Raw genomic sequence first — 15158 nt, forward strand, 5'->3', positions numbered from 1 at the left:
TGATACTAACAAGGCGGAAGGGGGATGTCCCACATGCGCAAGGCAATGGATGCAGTCGGATTGCCAGTTGTTTGCCTCCAAACAGGGGAGACGATTGGAACCGTGCGTGACATTCTTTGCGACTCCACTTGGCATGTACGAGGAGTCTTGCTGAGCGAACAGGGCTGGTTCCAATCAGGTACCTATATTCCTACCGAACATATTCATGCGGTCGGGGAGTCCTGCCTTACCGTATCGGGAAAAGACGCGATCACGCCCTTACCTCATCTCGCCGGACTAGAGCCTGTCGGCATTGTGACGGGAAAGACGAAGTTAAAAGGAAAAGCGGTGATAACCGCATCCGGAGAGTGTTTGGGGAGGCTGGAAGACGTTTACTTTTCAGCCAACTGGGAGAAACTTGTAGGGTACGAACTATCGAATGGCTGGCTTGCAGATATTACGGAAGGACGAAAGCGCCTCCCTGCACCAGCATCCGTTATCATCGGGGAAGAAAACCTGATCGTGCCGGACTAGTTCGTGGCCAGGCGTGAAAGGGAGGAAAAAGCGTGATGCGTGTCATATGCCCGAATTGCAGTTCCAAAGACGTAGGAAAGATTGGAACCAATCAATACTATTGCTGGAACTGCTTTATAGAAATGAGCGTTTCCAATGAGCAGATCGCCTCTGTCTACCAAGTTGAGGAAGATGGATCTTTGCATTCGCTCAACGATCTGTTTATTGAGGAACAGACAGTAACCGCTCACTTGAATATGTAGTGGATTTGAGCGGCAAAACCAATGGAGGTGGCACGATTGTTCATTCGAGGCCTGTTGCGGATTCTTGCCACAAGCGGAATTGTGGCGATCATTGGCTATTGGATGGCTCCGCGACGTCGCAGTCGGTTTTCATTGAATTGGAATCAGTTGCCCTTCTCCATGCGTGATATGACGCGTATGTGGAAATCAGGTCGCAAGCTGATGCGTGCCGTTACTCGTTAACACAAAATGTGCAGTGGAACGTAAATAAACACCCGAACATACACTGTGTTCGGGTGCTTTTTTTCTACGTACATGAAAAAGCTCCGTCGCGGAAACGACGGAGCCTTGCTTTGCATTAAGATTGTTCTGCCAAGCGTTTTTGCTGTTGGCTTTTCATGCGTCCGATCAACAGGACACCAACCACAACAGCTACGATGAATACCCATTTCACCCAAGGATAAGCGGCAAAGAATGGTGTGAGGAACTTCTCGCTTGTTACCATGCTCGCAGCGGTATACGCCAATACGGCAGAACCGATATATATCACAATCGGATATTTCTCGATCAGCTTCAAGATCAATGTGCTACCCCATACCATGATCGGAACACTGATGATCAAACCGATAACTACCAGAAGGAAATCACCATGTGCGGCACCAGCAACCGCGATAACGTTATCCAAGCCCATTACTGTGTCGGCTACGATAATCGTCCAAATCGCTGCTCCAAGAGATCCGCTTGCCTTCATATTCTCATGACCATTATCTTGAATCAGCAACTTGAGGGCGATCCAAATGAGAATCAAACCACCTACAAGCAGCAGACCAGGAATCTTCAACAACCAAACGACAGCGAGTGTCGCCAATGCACGAATGACAATTGCACCAACAGTTCCCCATATGATCGCTTGCTTTTGCTGATGAGCAGGCAGGTTACGAGCCGCCATCCCGATGACGAGGGCATTGTCCCCGGCCAGCACCAGGTCGATGATAACGATAGAAAGTAATGCGGTCCAAAACTCAGGGCTTAACAATAAATCCATTTCTCTTCCTCCTCCTAATCCATTTTGGAAGCGAATAATCCGCTGGCCGTTTTCTTGATACCTCCTATAGTGTGTGTAAAGGGGCGAAAAAGAAAACGACCTTTCCCGGGACAGGAAAAGGTCATTTGAAAAACAAAAATAGACCTTTTACCTGGCCGGCAAAGGTCTTGCTTACAACATTTACGAAAATGTTGCCAACATAGCCGGGGAAAAATCCCGTAATGACGACTATGTTGCGAAAAAGCTACTCCCCTTTGGAGATATCCTCTTGTAATTACATACTACTGAACACGAAATTGTGTGTCAATAGGTTACATGAAATTTATGTGAATGAGACAAGCTAAAAAAGATGTTTGCAAATAGGGAGGAGTTGGGGAACGTGGATGAACTTCGGCGAAGTCGTCTATTTGCTGCTGCTGTTTGGCTCATCGCACTTTTGGTCATCGGCAATCTGCTTTGGCTGCTCCGACCAGTCCTGTCACAGTTGTTTTCGCTCATAAAGGAAGTGCTCGTTCCCGTCATATTGGGACTCGTCATCGCTTACTTGCTCCATCCGGTCGTGCAATTGCTGGAAAAAAGAAGAGTTCCGCGCTTGATGGCAGTTCTGCTCATTTATGGCTCATTTGTATTGGTGATTACCATTGCGATCATCAACGCGATTCCTGTTTTTACGAAACAATTGGTGGAGCTGTCAGACGATATTCCCCGCTTGATGGATTGGTACTATACATGGATGAGTGAGTGGGAAGCGCGAAAATATTTCTTGCCGGATAGCATCTCGAAGGGTGTCGACCGGGTGATCATCCAGTCGAATGAAGGGATGTCTCATTCCGTATCGAAAATCGTGGATAATGCTCGTCATTCGATGGGAAAGCTGTTTGCTTTTGCTATCGTGCCGTTTATCGCTTTTTACTTTTTGAAGGATATGAAGCAATTGCATGAGACGGGGATGTCGATTGTTCCGAAGGCTTATCGGAAGCAAGTGCTGATTGTCTTGCGGGATATTAATGAATCCTTGGGTAAATACATACATGGACAAATGATTGTCGCCCTGATCGTAGGCGTTTTCGCATACTTGGGCTATTGGTGGATCGGCATGCCATATCCTTTTGTACTGGCTGCATTTGTATGTCTTACCAACATCATTCCGTACATTGGACCCTTGATTGGGGCGGCACCGGCAGTTGTAATCGCGATTACGATTTCCACCAAGACACTGCTACTCGTTCTCGTTGTGAATCTCATCATTCAAATCGTAGAAGGGAACATTTTGTCCCCAAACATCGTTGGTCGTTCTTTGCATTTGCACCCGCTTCTCATTATCTTGGCACTGCTGGTAGGGGAGACGGTAGGGGGGATCATTGGGTTAATTGTTGCTGTTCCGATCCTTGCCGTTTGCAAAGTGATCGTTAGCCGAATCGCTGTCATGATGCACGAAAGTTGACAGTGATCAGGGAAAATATTTATAATATGGACAAAGTGATTTATGTGAAATCAATGAGGGAACGAGTATGTTGCAGACCTTTTACAGAGAGGGCGCTCCATGGTTGAGAGGGCGACCAAAAGAAGAGCAGCAGAAGGCTACTCCTAAGACCGGGCAAAACCCGGCGGCTTGGCACCGTTAGACGCCACTTAAGCGACAGGCCTTGGCTAAGATACGTGTAGCGAGCCTGTAAGCAGGGTGGTACCGCGAGAAAATCAGTTCTCGTCCCTGAGGGGATGGGGACTTTTTTTATTTTTAGATGAGGAGAATGTAGATGAAGAAACTGACAGGCAATCAAATCCGCCAGATGTTCCTCGACTTTTTTGTAGAAAAAGGACATCGCATTGAGCCTAGCGCTCCATTGGTTCCAATCGACGATCCTTCCCTTCTGTGGATCAACAGCGGTGTGGCGACCCTCAAGAAGTACTTTGACGGCCGAATCATCCCGGACAACCCACGCATCACGAACTCGCAAAAGTCTATTCGTACAAACGATATTGAAAATGTGGGACGTACTGCTCGCCACCATACCTTTTTTGAAATGCTGGGTAACTTCTCTATTGGTGAGTACTTCAAGGAAGAAGCGATTGAATGGGCATGGGAGTTTTTGACGAGCCCAAAATGGATCGGCTTTGATCCGGCTTTGCTTTCCGTTACGATTCACCCAGAGGACGAAGAAGCATTTGAGCTGTGGAGCAAGAAAATCGGTGTTCCAGAAGAGCGAATCATCCGACTGGAGGGCAACTTCTGGGATATCGGAGAAGGCCCGAGTGGACCGAACACGGAAATTTTCTATGACCGTGGTGAAGCGTTCGGAAACGACCCGAGCGACCCTGAGCTGTACCCAGGTGGGGAGAATGAGCGCTACCTGGAAATATGGAACCTGGTATTCTCCCAGTTCAACCACAATCCAGACGGTACCTACACGCCGCTGCCTAAGAAGAACATTGATACGGGGATGGGTCTTGAGCGCATGACGTCTGTCATCCAAGGCGTAGACAACAACTTTGAGACAGACCTGCTGTTCCCACTGATCGAAAAGACTACGGAAATCTCCGGTGTGAAGTATAAAACAAGCCCTGAGATGGATGTAGCATTGAAGGTTATCGCTGACCATGCACGTACGGTTGTGTTTGCGATCGGTGACGGTGCGCTTCCATCCAATGAAGGACGTGGCTACGTCATTCGCCGTCTGCTTCGCCGTGCCGTACGTATGGGGAAAAAGCTGGGCGTAGAGAAGCCATTCCTGTACAGCTTGACTGAGACAGTAGGTACGATGATGGGTGAGTTCTACCCAGAGGTAGTCCAAAAGCGTGCGTTCATCGAAAAAGTCATTCGTGCCGAGGAAGAGCGTTTCCACGAGACATTGAACGACGGTCTGGCGATCCTGTCTGACATGGTGAAGGCAGCAAAAGAAAGCGGAAAGACACAACTGTCTGGTCAAGATGTCTTCAAAATGTACGATACGTATGGATTCCCTGTTGACTTGACAGAAGACTTCGCAGACGAGCAAGGGCTGACTGTCGATCGCGATGGCTTTGATCAAGCGATGGAAGAACAGCGTGAGCGTGCACGTGCAGCACGTCAAGATGTAGACAGCATGCAAATCCAAGGTGGTCCATTGTCTGATTTGACGGTTACGAGCCAATTTGTTGGTTATACTGAATTGGTAGCAACAGGTAAAGTTGAAGCGATTATTTTGGACAACCAGCTGGTAGAAGAAGCAGAAGAAGGTCAAACCATACAAGTCGTTCTGAGCCAAACTCCTTTCTATGCAGAAAGCGGCGGTCAGATCAATGACGAAGGTTTCCTGATTTCTGATATCGTGAAAGCACGTGTGACAGATGTACAAAAAGGACCAATGGGTCAAAATGTACATTCCGTCATCGTCGAAGCAGGTACCCTGCGCAAAGGCGATGAGGTTCGCGCGGAAGTGAACCGTGAAGCACGTCTGGCTATCACCCAAAACCATACAGCGACTCACTTGCTGCATCAAGCACTCAAGGATGTCCTGGGAACGCATGTCAATCAGGCAGGTTCCTTGGTAGCACCAGAGCGTCTCCGTTTTGACTTCACTCACATTAGCTCCATTACGCCAGAAGAGCTGGAACGTATCGAAGCGATCGTGAATGAGAAGGTGTGGGCAAACCTGAGTGTCGAGATCTCCAACAAACCATTGGCTGAAGCAAAAGCGATGGGCGCGATGGCGTTGTTCGGTGAAAAATACGGCGACGTTGTACGCGTCGTAAAAGTGGGCGAATACAGCTTGGAGCTGTGCGGTGGATGCCATGTGAACAATACCGCGGAAATCGGTCTGTTCAAGCTGGTTAGCGAGAGCGGTATCGGCGCAGGTACACGCCGGATCGAAGCAGTAACAGGACGCGGTGCTTACCAGTTCTTGAACCAGCAGTTCACTACACTCAAAGAAGTGGCGCAAGCACTTAAAGCACCAGTGCTGGCAGAAGCACCTGCACGTGTAGAAGGTCTGCAACAACAATTGAAAGAAGTTCAGCGCGAAAACGAGTCCCTCCGTGCAAAACTGGGGAACATCGAGGCAGCGTCGTTGACGGATAAACTCCAACAAGTAGACGGCATGAATGTACTCGCTGCACGTGTTTCCGCTGTCGATATGGACAACCTGCGCGGCATGGTAGATGAGCTGAAAAACAAACTCGGTTCCGCTGTCATTGTGTTGGGTGCAGTCGATGGGGACAAGGTGAACCTCGTTGCAGGTGTAACCAAAGATCTCATGGATAAAGGTATCCACGCTGGCAAGATCATCAAGGAAGTCGCAACTCGCTGCGGTGGCGGCGGTGGTGGACGTCCTGATATGGCACAAGCTGGCGGTAAGGACCCATCCAAGCTGCAAGAAGCACTGGATGCAGTGGTTGACTTCGTGAAGAGTCAAGCAGTATCGAAATAGTGCGATTGCGCGAGAAATTTGTATAATCGACAGGAGTAAATGAAATCCGAGTCGAATACAAAAAAGAGTAGGTAACCAAAAGAGTCTCAAAGGAAATCGAGGTGTTGATTGTGAGTTCGTTGGATAATACCATGAAATTCACGGTGCCCAAGGAAGCGAATGCGGCGGATGTGCAAGAAACATTGACAGAGGTGTACAAAGCCCTGCAGGAAAAAGGATACAACCCGATCACCCAGATCGTAGGTTACTTGCTTTCTGGCGACCCGGCGTTTATCCCACGCCACAACAACGCGCGGAGCCTGATCGGCAAATTGGAACGGGACAAAATCATAGAAGAGTTGGTGACCGTTTACTTGTCAGAGCGCAAGTAGACCTTAACGATGACACGATTGATGGGGTTGGATGTAGGCGACAAGACTATTGGAGTGGCTGTCAGCGATGAGCTGGGATGGACTGCGCAAGGAGTAGAGACCATCAAGCGACAATCCAAGGAAAAGGATCTTGCCCGCCTGAGCGAATTAGTTTCGCAGTATCAAATTGGGGCTTTCGTCGTTGGTTTGCCCAAAAACATGAACGGAACCATAGGCCCGCGTGCTGAAATGTGTCAAGCATTTGGCAAGCTTTTGGAGGAACGCATGTCTCTTCCTGTCCACATGTGGGACGAACGCTTGACGACGATGGCGGCAGAGCGTATGCTGATTTCTGCTGATGTCAGCCGTCAAAAGCGAAAGACAGTGATAGATAAAATGGCGGCCACTTTAATCCTCCAAGGATATTTGGACGCGAAATCGAGGTGACCACAATGAGTGAAGAGATGATGGAAGAGTTCGAAGTGGGCGATGTGATCGCGCTGACGGAAGAAGGTACCGAGGAACCGCGAGATTTTCGTATCATGTACATTTTTGACATTGAAGACCGCAGCTATTTGGTGCTCGTACCAGTAGATCAGGAAGAGGAAGAAGAGTATGAGGTTCACTTCCTGCGTTATGACGGTACAGACATGCTCCAGCCAATCGAGGATGATGAAGAGTGGGAGCAAGTAGAAGCTACCTTCGAAACGTTGATTGCTGATTTGGAGAAAGACGGAATTTAATAGATTCGTGGAAAGAGAGTCCGCAACTGGCGGACTCTTTTTTATGTCTTTTTTCGCCAAAATCACCCATGAAGTGACAGTTGGATAAGCCTCTTGTATAATGAATGGGATGGAGATAAAGAGACCCTAAAGGGAGGATTTCTAGCTTGAAACCAATGTCAGCGAAGCCTGATTTTAACCCCGGACGCCCTGTGACAAATCGACGCAGACGTGGCGGACGAATTGTGATGTGGCTGGTAGCCTTGTTGTTGTTGATCATTTTGGCTGCGGGGGGAGCAGCGTGGTACGTGTACCAGCAATTACAGCCAGTTGCAGGTGAACAGACGGTGAAGAACGTGGCAATTCCGTCCGGTTCATCCGTACAAAAAATCGGTCGACTTCTGGAAGAACAAGGTCTGATCCGAAATGCCGATGTATTTAATTACTACGTGAAGTATAAAGGCGTGGCCCCTGATCTTAAGGCAGGAGAATACCAATTTACGACTGGCCAAGCCATTGACGAGATACTAACTGCCATGGTGGAAGGAAACACCGTGATCAATGCGAACCGATTTACGATCCCAGAAGGCTGGAATGTCGAACAGATCGCAGATCATCTCGATAAAGAAGGCATTGTAGAGAAGGCAGCATTCTTAAAAGAAGTAAATGAAGGTGCATTTCCCGACTATCCTTTTGTCGCAGCTATACCGAAGCATACAGATCGAAAACATCGTCTGGAAGGGTATCTGTTCCCGGAAACGTATGAGGTGGACAAGGATGCTACAGCACATGATGTCGTCTCGCGTATGCTGGCTCAATTTCAAAAGGAATGGAAGCCAGAGTGGACAGAGCAACTAAAGCAGCACGATTTAACCCTGGATGAAGCGGTTAATCTCGCATCGATCGTTGAGCGAGAAGTAACAGTAGACAAGGAGCGTCCACTTGTAGCAGGCGTGTACTACAATCGGATTCGCGATAAGTGGCCGTTGCAGGCTGATGCTACCGTTCAATTTGTTCTCGGCAAACAACGAGACCGTCTGACCTTCGAGGACCTAAAAGTAAAAAGCCCGTACAACACGTACACAAATCCTGGCTTGCCACCGGGGCCGATTGCAAGCCCAGGCAGAGCTTCACTTGAAGCAGTCGTCAATCCGGCTAAACACGATTACTTTTTCTACGTGACGAAAAAAGACGGAACGTCCGAGCACTACTTTTCCAAAACACTGCAAGAGCATGAAGCAAATGATAAGAAAAGCAGGGGAAACTAACCAAGTTTCCTCTTTTTTTTTTGCATGCGATCAACGGTGCTTGACGTAGCCAAGCTTTCTCAAGGTGTGCTATAATAATTCGGTTGTAACGAAAGAGGAGTGAAATCATGATTACCAATCCGGCAATTGACGACTACGTGTCAAGCCTGGTTCCCGAGCGTTCTTTGCTGCTCAAGCGATTGGAGCAGGAGGCGGCAGAGGAAAACATTCCGATTGTGCAGCTCCCGTCCGCTCAAGTCATGCGGATGTTGTTGTTGCTGCATCGTCCCAAAGCGATTCTTGAAGTGGGTACGGCAATTGGCTATTCCACCATTTGGCTTGCAGAAGCTGCACCGGAAGCGCGAATTGTCACAATGGACATAGATGAAGATCGATTGGTGAGAGCACGGGAAAATATAAAAGAAGCAGGATGTGCAGATCGTGTGGAAATACTCTCACGTGACGCCACTTTAGGGCTGCCGGAGTCGTATCAATTTGACTGCTTGTTTATCGATGCAGCCAAAGGGCAGTATCGAGTATTCCTCGATTTGTATCTACCGCTTCTTCGCGAAGGCGGTTTGGTAATCAGCGACAACGTCCTGTTCCGAGGACTGGTGGCGACCCCAGAAGAAGCGGGCAAGCGCCAGCGTCCGATGGTGGACAAGCTGCTTTCTTATAATTCACATCTGATGGAGCGTCCTGATTTAGAAACGACATTTATTCCAGTAGGAGATGGGCTGGCCATCAGTATGAAAAAGAAGTAAAAACATAGGGTCGTAAACGTGTAAAGCATCATGAGGAAGGGGACATGAAGCATGGGTAACCCCGTATTGATTGGGGTAGCGGGAGGCAGTGGTTCCGGAAAAACGACTGTTGCAAAGGAGCTGTACCGCCAGTTCCAAAATGATAGTGTAACGATGATTGAGCAGGATTCCTACTACAAGGATCAAAGCCATTTGAGCCCAGAAGAGCGGGCGTTGACGAACTATGACCATCCCTTCGCTTTTGACAACGATTTGTTGCTTGCGCATTTGCAAGAGCTAATGCAAGGAAAAGCGATCCAAAAACCGATCTACGACTTCAAGGTGCATAACCGCAAGCCAGAGCAAATCCAGGTCGACCCGAAGGATGTCATCATTCTGGAAGGAATGCTGATTCTGGAGGATGAGCGGATTCGTGATTTGATGGATATCAAGGTATTCGTCGATACGGATGCGGATGTGCGTATTGCACGCCGAATCGTACGTGACATCGAAGAGCGCGGTCGTTCCCTCGATTCAGTGGTGACACAGTACTTAAACGTTGTTCGACCGATGCATTTGCAGTTTATTGAGCCGACCAAGCGATATGCAGACGTCATCATCCCAGAAGGCGGCTACAACCGAGTAGCATTGGATCTGTTATCGACGAAGATCAGCAATATTTTATTGGAGAAGCAACAATTCGCCAATCAATCATAAACACCTTAAAGTGCACCGTGACGTACGGTGTGCTTTTTTCTTTGTTCGTTGTTTCTGTCGCGTTCATTCCGGCAATACTGGTGAAAAAAGCCAGGGAGGGAATTCGATGCAGTTGGATCGACGAATCAAAAGACGTCACTTTCTTGTATTGCTGTCCATGTCGTTGTTATGGCTCGGTTTGGTCGCGCGCTTGTGGTGGATTCAACTCGGATCGCCCCATCGGTTTTCTCGGCATGGCGTTGATTTGGTAAAGGCAGCAGTAAAACAAAGACAGCAAAGCATCGTACTGCATAGCGGGCGTGGCGATATCGTAGATCGAAATGGGTACGCCTTTACCGGAGAAGAGCATCTCGCCTTGATTTTGTTCCCGTTGGCACGTGGGAGCCTGCAAGGAACAGATGGCTTGCAGCGATTGGCTCAAATAACCGGAGAATCTAAGGAACGGCTGTCGGAGACGATGGAAAAGGCAAAAGTACCGCTACTCATGCGAGAGGAATCCGGCAAGCTGGTGATGCTCACCGAGCGGCAGGCCGAGGAAATCAATGCACTTGCCATCCCAGGAGTAGTGGCATTGGCGGTGACAGAACGATACCGCGCGGATGAAGTAGCCAAGCATCTGATTGGTTTTATCCATAAAAATCCCGACATGGTGCAGAAGCTGTATCCAGATGAATGGACCAGCGGGAAAATGAATGCCGAGAGCACGCTGGGAGCATCGGGTCTGGAGCGAAGCTTCGACCGGTTTTTACAAGGGGTAGAGCCGTCTGTCTTGTCCTATTATGTAGATGGGCACGGACAACCGCTCCGAGGGTTGGATATTCGCTATACAAAGCAGTCGAATCAATACTATCCGCTGTCATTAACGACTACCTTGGATGCAGCAATCCAACGAAGCATGGAGGCAGCAGCCGATCAAGTAGGCTTAAAAGAGGGCAGTATCGTCGTTTTGGACGTACAAACAGCCGATGTTCTTGCAGCTGTGAGCCGCCCTACCTATGATCAAACAAATGTCACGGGAAACGCAAGCGACTGGAAGAATCGCGCATTCAAGCAACTCCCGCCTGGTTCTGTCTATAAAACAGTGGTAGCAGCCGCTGCGTTGGCGGAAGGGATTGTTTCACCAATTGACCGTTTCACATGTACAGGGGAGTACGGGAAGTACCAATTCTCCTGCTGGAAAAAAGAAGGTCACGGCAGTGTGACACTGGAAGAAGCGTATGCCCAATCCTGCAACATTGCGATTGCCCATATTGCCAAGCTGGTGGGCGGAGAAAAGTTGGAGGAATATGCAAAAAAGCTGGGCTTGACCACTCAAGTGGGGCATGTTACTCCCAATCTGTATAAACTCAAAAACTTCAAGCAGCTGGATGGCGAAGAGCCGGGGAGAGTCTTTGCAGAGGGAGTATCCCGCGACGATGAAGGCGTCCTGATTCAAAGCGCCATTGGTCAACGGGATGTACGAATATCCCCCTTGCAAGCAGCCAACATGATGGTAACGATTTTGCGTGGCGGTCAAAGCTCTCAAGTACGGCTAGTAAAAGAGATCGCATACCGAAATGGTCAGTCGTTCCATACGTTCCCAGAGCAGGACCTCGCTTTGGACGGAATTGACTACGTCACAGCTAATAAATTGCGAAAAATGATGCGTAAAGTCGTCACCGAGGGAACAGGACAGATGCTCATGAATTCCACTTGGCAGGTGGCAGGCAAAAGCGGGACTGCACAAATCGGGGATGCGAATGGAAACAACCATCTGTGGTTTCTCGGGTACGCCCCGTTAGAAGAGCCGCGTTACGCCATTTGTGTCGTGGCAGAAAATCAGCCGAGCTGGGGGAAAAACCAGGCTATGGAGCTTTTTCACCGAGCTGTTGCTGAGCTTGCCGATCATACAGCTCAATCTTGACCTCGCGAAGAGTATTTCCGAGGATGAAGCCTCTTGCGTTAATTTGATTGTTTTTACCTAGCCCGACGATCAGCATGAGGGGAGAGGAGGACATGTACATGGACTGTGACGCTTTTGCCCAAATGGTTCTCTTATCACCTTTGCTGGGAGATAGGCGTTTTACCGTATGACTATGCCAATCACCAATGTATTTCCATTGTCGATGTCTGCTTAATTTTCGGACGAGCTTATTGAGATGCGTGTCATCGAAAAAAATAGAATGTGGCTGGTGAATCGCATTTGGGCCTGGTTCACTTGCATACGTAACGACCCATCTATCTTCACCAAGTGGGTATCCCATCATGACCCCTCCTGTTTCAAGCGAGGGTTTTTTTCGTACGGCCTGCTCAATCTGTTTCCACGCTTTTGGTGTGATGTACAGCGTCGTCATGAGACGTTCGTCCCTCCTTGATAAAACCACTGACATTTGCTTGATATCATATGTATGCGAATAGTGAAATGTCCCGGCGTCCAGCAAAGTTATGAATTGTCGAAAAAAAGATTGTAACTCATCCTCTTCCTTTCTATAATTTGAGTAAAAGTGTGAGTTCAAAAAGTCGACTTTTTGAACAACCTCTAAAAAGACGGAGACTGGAAAGGTTGATTGTATGCCTTTGGCACCTGTTGATCTCTCACTGATTGGACAAGTTTTAGCGGCTGATTTGTACACCGAACAAGGAATTTTGCTGCTGGGACAAAACACGACGGTCACGCCTGCCCATGTGATCCTATTGCAAAAGCAACGAGTCCGTGAGGTTGACATTATACAGAGTCTAACGGAGGGAACCGGTGAAGAAGTTACTTCTCAGCTATTCCAGCTAGAGGCAGATTCCGAGACTGTTGCTGCTTATGTACAAGCCCTCGACAAAACGAGACTACTCTTCGATGAACTGACAGTTGGCGGGGCACCGAGTCTTGAGCATTTTTCCAACATCTTTTTTGATGTAGCAGAAAAATCGACGAAGCATTTGGGGTTGTTCCGGAACTTGTACGTACTGGAAGGGGCAGACAGCTATACATACCGACATTCATTAAATGTAGGCATTCTTTGTTCGCTCATTGCTCGCTTGATGAAATGGGATGAAGAGCGAATAGCATTCATGGGGACGGCCGGATTTTTGCATGACATTGGGAAAATGAGGGTACCGAAGGAAATATTGCTTAAGCCAGGCAAGCTAAGTGAAGAAGAATTTGCGATCATGAAGAAGCATACCGTCTACGGCTATGAAATGATCCGTGAGATGGAGGGTGGATCTGAGCTGTTGGCTTTGTGTGCCTTGCTGCATCACGAGCGACTCGACGGGTCTGGCTATCCGGAGCAAAGAAAAGGCGATAGCATTCCGATCGAATGTCAGGTGCTCGCCGTTGCCGACATGTTTGATGCGATCTGTTCTGATCGGGTGTACAAAGGGAGGACGTCCCCATTCGAGGCAGCACAGCTCTTGTGGAAGGAAGCCTGTAACGGGGCGTTAAATGTTGAGATCGTTGCACAGTTTGTCCGCTACATTGCCTTGCTGTACGTAGGTGCGAAGGCGAGGTTGAGTAGTGGGGAAGAAGTGGAAGTGATTCTTATCCATCAGGATGAACCGATGCGGCCGTTGGTCAGAAGAATGGGTGAATTCCTCGATTTGCGGCATGATCGCAAGCTGACGATTGAAAAAATGATTGGATAGGAAAGACGACGCGAAAAAGGTGAAACCGCTCTTGGAAAATGAGAGCGGTTTCATTGTTGCTGATCTGTGAACGATCGTCGGGAAAGCTCGATCAGTTTGGCAGATTGTGACACAATGATAGTGTGCATGATAGACAAAGAAACGAAAAGAGCCGTGTCGTGCGAATGCTCGAAACGCAAGGAGGAAACACATGATACGCAAAGCGGAACCCACAGATGCAGCTTTTGCTGCGCCATTAATTTATGATGCCATTGGCGATATCGCGCATACGTTGACAGGTGCAACGGAGGCAGCAGATGCGATTCGCATGATGGAGGAGTTTTTTGCGAAGGAAAATAACCGGCTCAGCTACGAAAACGCGGTGATTGCCATGGATGGAGATGTACCGGTAGGACTGGCGCTCTTTTATCATGGAAGCCAAACAGAGGTGCTCGATCGTCCCTTCGTTGAGCATGTCCAACGTTTGACTGGCGAGACGATTACGCTTGTAAAAGAAGCAAAGGATGACGAATTTTATTTGGATTCTGTCGCGGTTGATTCCTCATGCAGAGGGAAGGGGATCGGATCACTTCTGCTGAATGCCTTTGAAAAAGAAGCGATTCAGCGCGGGCATGACCGAATCGCTTTGCTTGTTGACGAGGAAAAACCACGTGCACGCAAGCTGTATGAATCGCTCGGCTATCGTGAGGATGGGACAGTGATCGTAAGCGGTCATAAATTGAGCCATATGGTGAAGGACCTATCGGATAAGGCGTAAGAAGACTTCTATCAAGGCTAGTTACAAGAACAAAAAACGTTTCCCATTGGACATAGAGTGAAAAGTCCGAGGGAAACGTTTTTTCGTAAGCTTAGCTGCTAAAAGAAGGCAAGTTTTCTACTTGAGGAGAGGGCAAGTAAGGTGTGAGATCAAACTTCCAGTCAAATTCACGAATCGGACTGTACTTACCCGTCAGGAGCTTCAAAATATGAGCTTCGGTTGCTTTACTCGTATTTTTGGATGCGCCTGCTTCGTCGAAAAGATTGCCGCATGCATATGCAAATAAATACTCTTCCCAGCTCGAATATGCGAGTTGGATTCGCTTGGCTATGTCCAGCATGCTTTCTACAGCATCTGCCTTGGGAATATAGGACTGTTGGGCGCCCGCTTTGCAAATAATGAGATACCAGGCGTAATCAAAGGCGGCAATGCCGGCATGTGGGAGTCTGTTCATGTACGAGTACACAACCAACTGCCGGGCTGACTCCATGTCGCCTTTTTTTAAGGATGCGATGTAATTGGAACGATTGGCAGCGCTGAGTGCGGATAATACGTGGCGATGCTGATCAAATTCAGTTCTTCGCCCATGTTCCAAAAACCAAGTCAAGCGCTCTTGCGTTTTGGCTGCATCTCCCGTATCCCATCTGTTATCGATTCGAAGCCGCAGAAAGGTATCGCGCAGGCGGTTGTATTCGTGGATGGCCAAATAATACGCGAGCCGCTTCTGATTTAAGCAAACAGAGGAGAGAGCATGCAAGTAGCGCCTTAACTTTGGATCGATCTCTTTTTCGTTTTCTGCCTCTTTTGTCATGAAAGTCCTCT

The 15158-nt window shown here is 48.4% G+C and carries 17 protein-coding genes; 14 read left to right on the plus strand and 3 right to left on the minus strand.

Features of this window, described 5'->3' with window-relative positions:
• Positions 1–33 precede the first annotated feature (33 nt).
• From AB432_RS09970 to AB432_RS09980, 3 genes are read left to right on the plus strand one after another with little or no spacing between them, the layout of a single operon-like run.
• Entirely contained in the window at positions 34–513 is a 480-nt protein-coding gene (locus AB432_RS09970) for a PRC-barrel domain-containing protein (protein ID WP_048032157.1), read from the plus strand.
• A 35-nt stretch (positions 514–548) separates the two neighbouring features.
• Positions 549–755 (plus strand): hypothetical protein, encoded by a 207-nt coding sequence (locus AB432_RS09975; RefSeq protein ID WP_012685613.1) that lies wholly within the window; start codon positions 549–551, stop codon positions 753–755.
• Between the two features lie 27 nt (positions 756–782).
• Positions 783–977: a hypothetical protein gene (locus AB432_RS09980; protein ID WP_235617730.1), complete on the plus strand. Its 195-nt coding sequence runs from the start codon at positions 783–785 to the stop codon at positions 975–977.
• Between the two features lie 115 nt (positions 978–1092).
• Here the strand turns inward: AB432_RS09980 and AB432_RS09985 are convergent, their stop codons facing one another.
• Positions 1093–1779 carry a TerC family protein gene (locus tag AB432_RS09985; protein ID WP_048032159.1) on the minus strand — a complete coding sequence of 229 codons (687 nt, stop codon included), beginning with the start codon at positions 1777–1779 and terminating at the stop codon, positions 1093–1095.
• Between the two features lie 379 nt (positions 1780–2158).
• On the opposite strand from AB432_RS09985, the gene AB432_RS09990 reads away from it, so the two are divergent.
• From AB432_RS09990 to AB432_RS10030, 9 genes are all read left to right on the plus strand, one after another.
• The gene (locus AB432_RS09990; RefSeq protein WP_048032160.1) at positions 2159–3223 is read left to right on the plus strand and encodes an AI-2E family transporter; all 1065 of its coding nucleotides are present in this window, start codon (positions 2159–2161) and stop codon (positions 3221–3223) included.
• 313 nt (positions 3224–3536) lie between these two features.
• Positions 3537–6185 carry an alanine--tRNA ligase gene (gene alaS, locus AB432_RS09995; protein ID WP_048032161.1) on the plus strand — a complete coding sequence of 883 codons (2649 nt, stop codon included), beginning with the start codon at positions 3537–3539 and terminating at the stop codon, positions 6183–6185.
• Positions 6186–6295: 110 nt separating this feature from the next.
• Positions 6296–6556 carry an IreB family regulatory phosphoprotein gene (locus AB432_RS10000; protein WP_007727936.1) on the plus strand — a complete coding sequence of 87 codons (261 nt, stop codon included), beginning with the start codon at positions 6296–6298 and terminating at the stop codon, positions 6554–6556.
• 9 nt (positions 6557–6565) lie between these two features.
• Positions 6566–6982 carry a Holliday junction resolvase RuvX gene (gene ruvX, locus AB432_RS10005; RefSeq protein WP_047072727.1) on the plus strand — a complete coding sequence of 139 codons (417 nt, stop codon included), beginning with the start codon at positions 6566–6568 and terminating at the stop codon, positions 6980–6982.
• 5 nt (positions 6983–6987) lie between these two features.
• Complete coding sequence (locus AB432_RS10010; RefSeq protein WP_005832492.1) at positions 6988–7278, plus strand: DUF1292 domain-containing protein; 291 nt, start codon at positions 6988–6990, stop codon at positions 7276–7278.
• Between the two features lie 146 nt (positions 7279–7424).
• Positions 7425–8525, plus strand: coding sequence for an endolytic transglycosylase MltG (gene mltG / locus AB432_RS10015; protein WP_053079562.1), 1101 nt, complete (start codon positions 7425–7427; stop codon positions 8523–8525).
• A 107-nt stretch (positions 8526–8632) separates the two neighbouring features.
• Complete coding sequence (locus tag AB432_RS10020; RefSeq protein ID WP_048032162.1) at positions 8633–9268, plus strand: O-methyltransferase; 636 nt, start codon at positions 8633–8635, stop codon at positions 9266–9268.
• Between the two features lie 51 nt (positions 9269–9319).
• Positions 9320–9964: a uridine kinase gene (udk, locus tag AB432_RS10025; protein ID WP_048032163.1), complete on the plus strand. Its 645-nt coding sequence runs from the start codon at positions 9320–9322 to the stop codon at positions 9962–9964.
• A gap of 106 nt (positions 9965–10070) precedes the next feature.
• On the plus strand, positions 10071–11867 hold the full coding sequence (locus tag AB432_RS10030) for a peptidoglycan D,D-transpeptidase FtsI family protein (protein ID WP_048032164.1): 1797 nt from the start codon (positions 10071–10073) through the stop codon (positions 11865–11867).
• On the opposite strand, the gene AB432_RS10035 is transcribed toward AB432_RS10030, so the two are convergent.
• Positions 11809–12297 carry a Mov34/MPN/PAD-1 family protein gene (locus tag AB432_RS10035; protein WP_048032165.1) on the minus strand — a complete coding sequence of 163 codons (489 nt, stop codon included), beginning with the start codon at positions 12295–12297 and terminating at the stop codon, positions 11809–11811. The genes AB432_RS10030 and AB432_RS10035 overlap by 59 nt on opposite strands.
• 217 nt (positions 12298–12514) lie before the next feature.
• Here AB432_RS10035 and AB432_RS10040 point away from each other — a divergent pair, with 217 nt between their 5' ends.
• Both AB432_RS10040 and AB432_RS10045 read left to right on the plus strand, forming a co-directional pair.
• Complete coding sequence (locus tag AB432_RS10040) at positions 12515–13579, plus strand: HD-GYP domain-containing protein (protein WP_048032166.1); 1065 nt, start codon at positions 12515–12517, stop codon at positions 13577–13579.
• Positions 13580–13769: 190 nt separating this feature from the next.
• The gene (locus tag AB432_RS10045) at positions 13770–14336 is read left to right on the plus strand and encodes a GNAT family N-acetyltransferase (protein WP_048032167.1); all 567 of its coding nucleotides are present in this window, start codon (positions 13770–13772) and stop codon (positions 14334–14336) included.
• A 91-nt stretch (positions 14337–14427) separates the two neighbouring features.
• Here the strand turns inward: AB432_RS10045 and AB432_RS10050 are convergent, their stop codons facing one another.
• A complete protein-coding gene (locus AB432_RS10050) occupies positions 14428–15147 on the minus strand; it encodes a DUF1266 domain-containing protein (RefSeq protein WP_048032168.1) in 720 nt (239 codons plus the stop codon).
• Positions 15148–15158 lie beyond the last annotated feature (11 nt).

Source organism: Brevibacillus brevis (assembly GCF_001039275.2).
Classification (GTDB): Bacteria; Bacillota; Bacilli; order Brevibacillales; family Brevibacillaceae; genus Brevibacillus; species Brevibacillus brevis_C.

What these genes read in the sequence shown, in the direction of transcription:
- AB432_RS09970 (WP_048032157.1), top strand. Translation starts at nt 34, where the DNA reads ATGCGCAAGGCAATGGATGCAGTCGGATTGCCAGTTGTTTGCCTCCAA.
- AB432_RS09975 (WP_012685613.1), top strand. Translation starts at nt 549, where the DNA reads ATGCGTGTCATATGCCCGAATTGCAGTTCCAAAGACGTAGGAAAGATT.
- AB432_RS09985 (WP_048032159.1), bottom strand. Translation starts at nt 1,779, where the DNA reads ATGGATTTATTGTTAAGCCCTGAGTTTTGGACCGCATTACTTTCTATC.
- alaS (WP_048032161.1), top strand. Translation starts at nt 3,537, where the DNA reads ATGAAGAAACTGACAGGCAATCAAATCCGCCAGATGTTCCTCGACTTT.
- ruvX (WP_047072727.1), top strand. Translation starts at nt 6,566, where the DNA reads ATGACACGATTGATGGGGTTGGATGTAGGCGACAAGACTATTGGAGTG.
- AB432_RS10010 (WP_005832492.1), top strand. Translation starts at nt 6,988, where the DNA reads ATGAGTGAAGAGATGATGGAAGAGTTCGAAGTGGGCGATGTGATCGCG.
- AB432_RS10020 (WP_048032162.1), top strand. Translation starts at nt 8,633, where the DNA reads ATGATTACCAATCCGGCAATTGACGACTACGTGTCAAGCCTGGTTCCC.
- udk (WP_048032163.1), top strand. Translation starts at nt 9,320, where the DNA reads ATGGGTAACCCCGTATTGATTGGGGTAGCGGGAGGCAGTGGTTCCGGA.
- AB432_RS10030 (WP_048032164.1), top strand. Translation starts at nt 10,071, where the DNA reads ATGCAGTTGGATCGACGAATCAAAAGACGTCACTTTCTTGTATTGCTG.
- AB432_RS10035 (WP_048032165.1), bottom strand. Translation starts at nt 12,297, where the DNA reads ATGACGACGCTGTACATCACACCAAAAGCGTGGAAACAGATTGAGCAG.
- AB432_RS10040 (WP_048032166.1), top strand. Translation starts at nt 12,515, where the DNA reads ATGCCTTTGGCACCTGTTGATCTCTCACTGATTGGACAAGTTTTAGCG.
- AB432_RS10045 (WP_048032167.1), top strand. Translation starts at nt 13,770, where the DNA reads ATGATACGCAAAGCGGAACCCACAGATGCAGCTTTTGCTGCGCCATTA.
- AB432_RS10050 (WP_048032168.1), bottom strand. Translation starts at nt 15,147, where the DNA reads ATGACAAAAGAGGCAGAAAACGAAAAAGAGATCGATCCAAAGTTAAGG.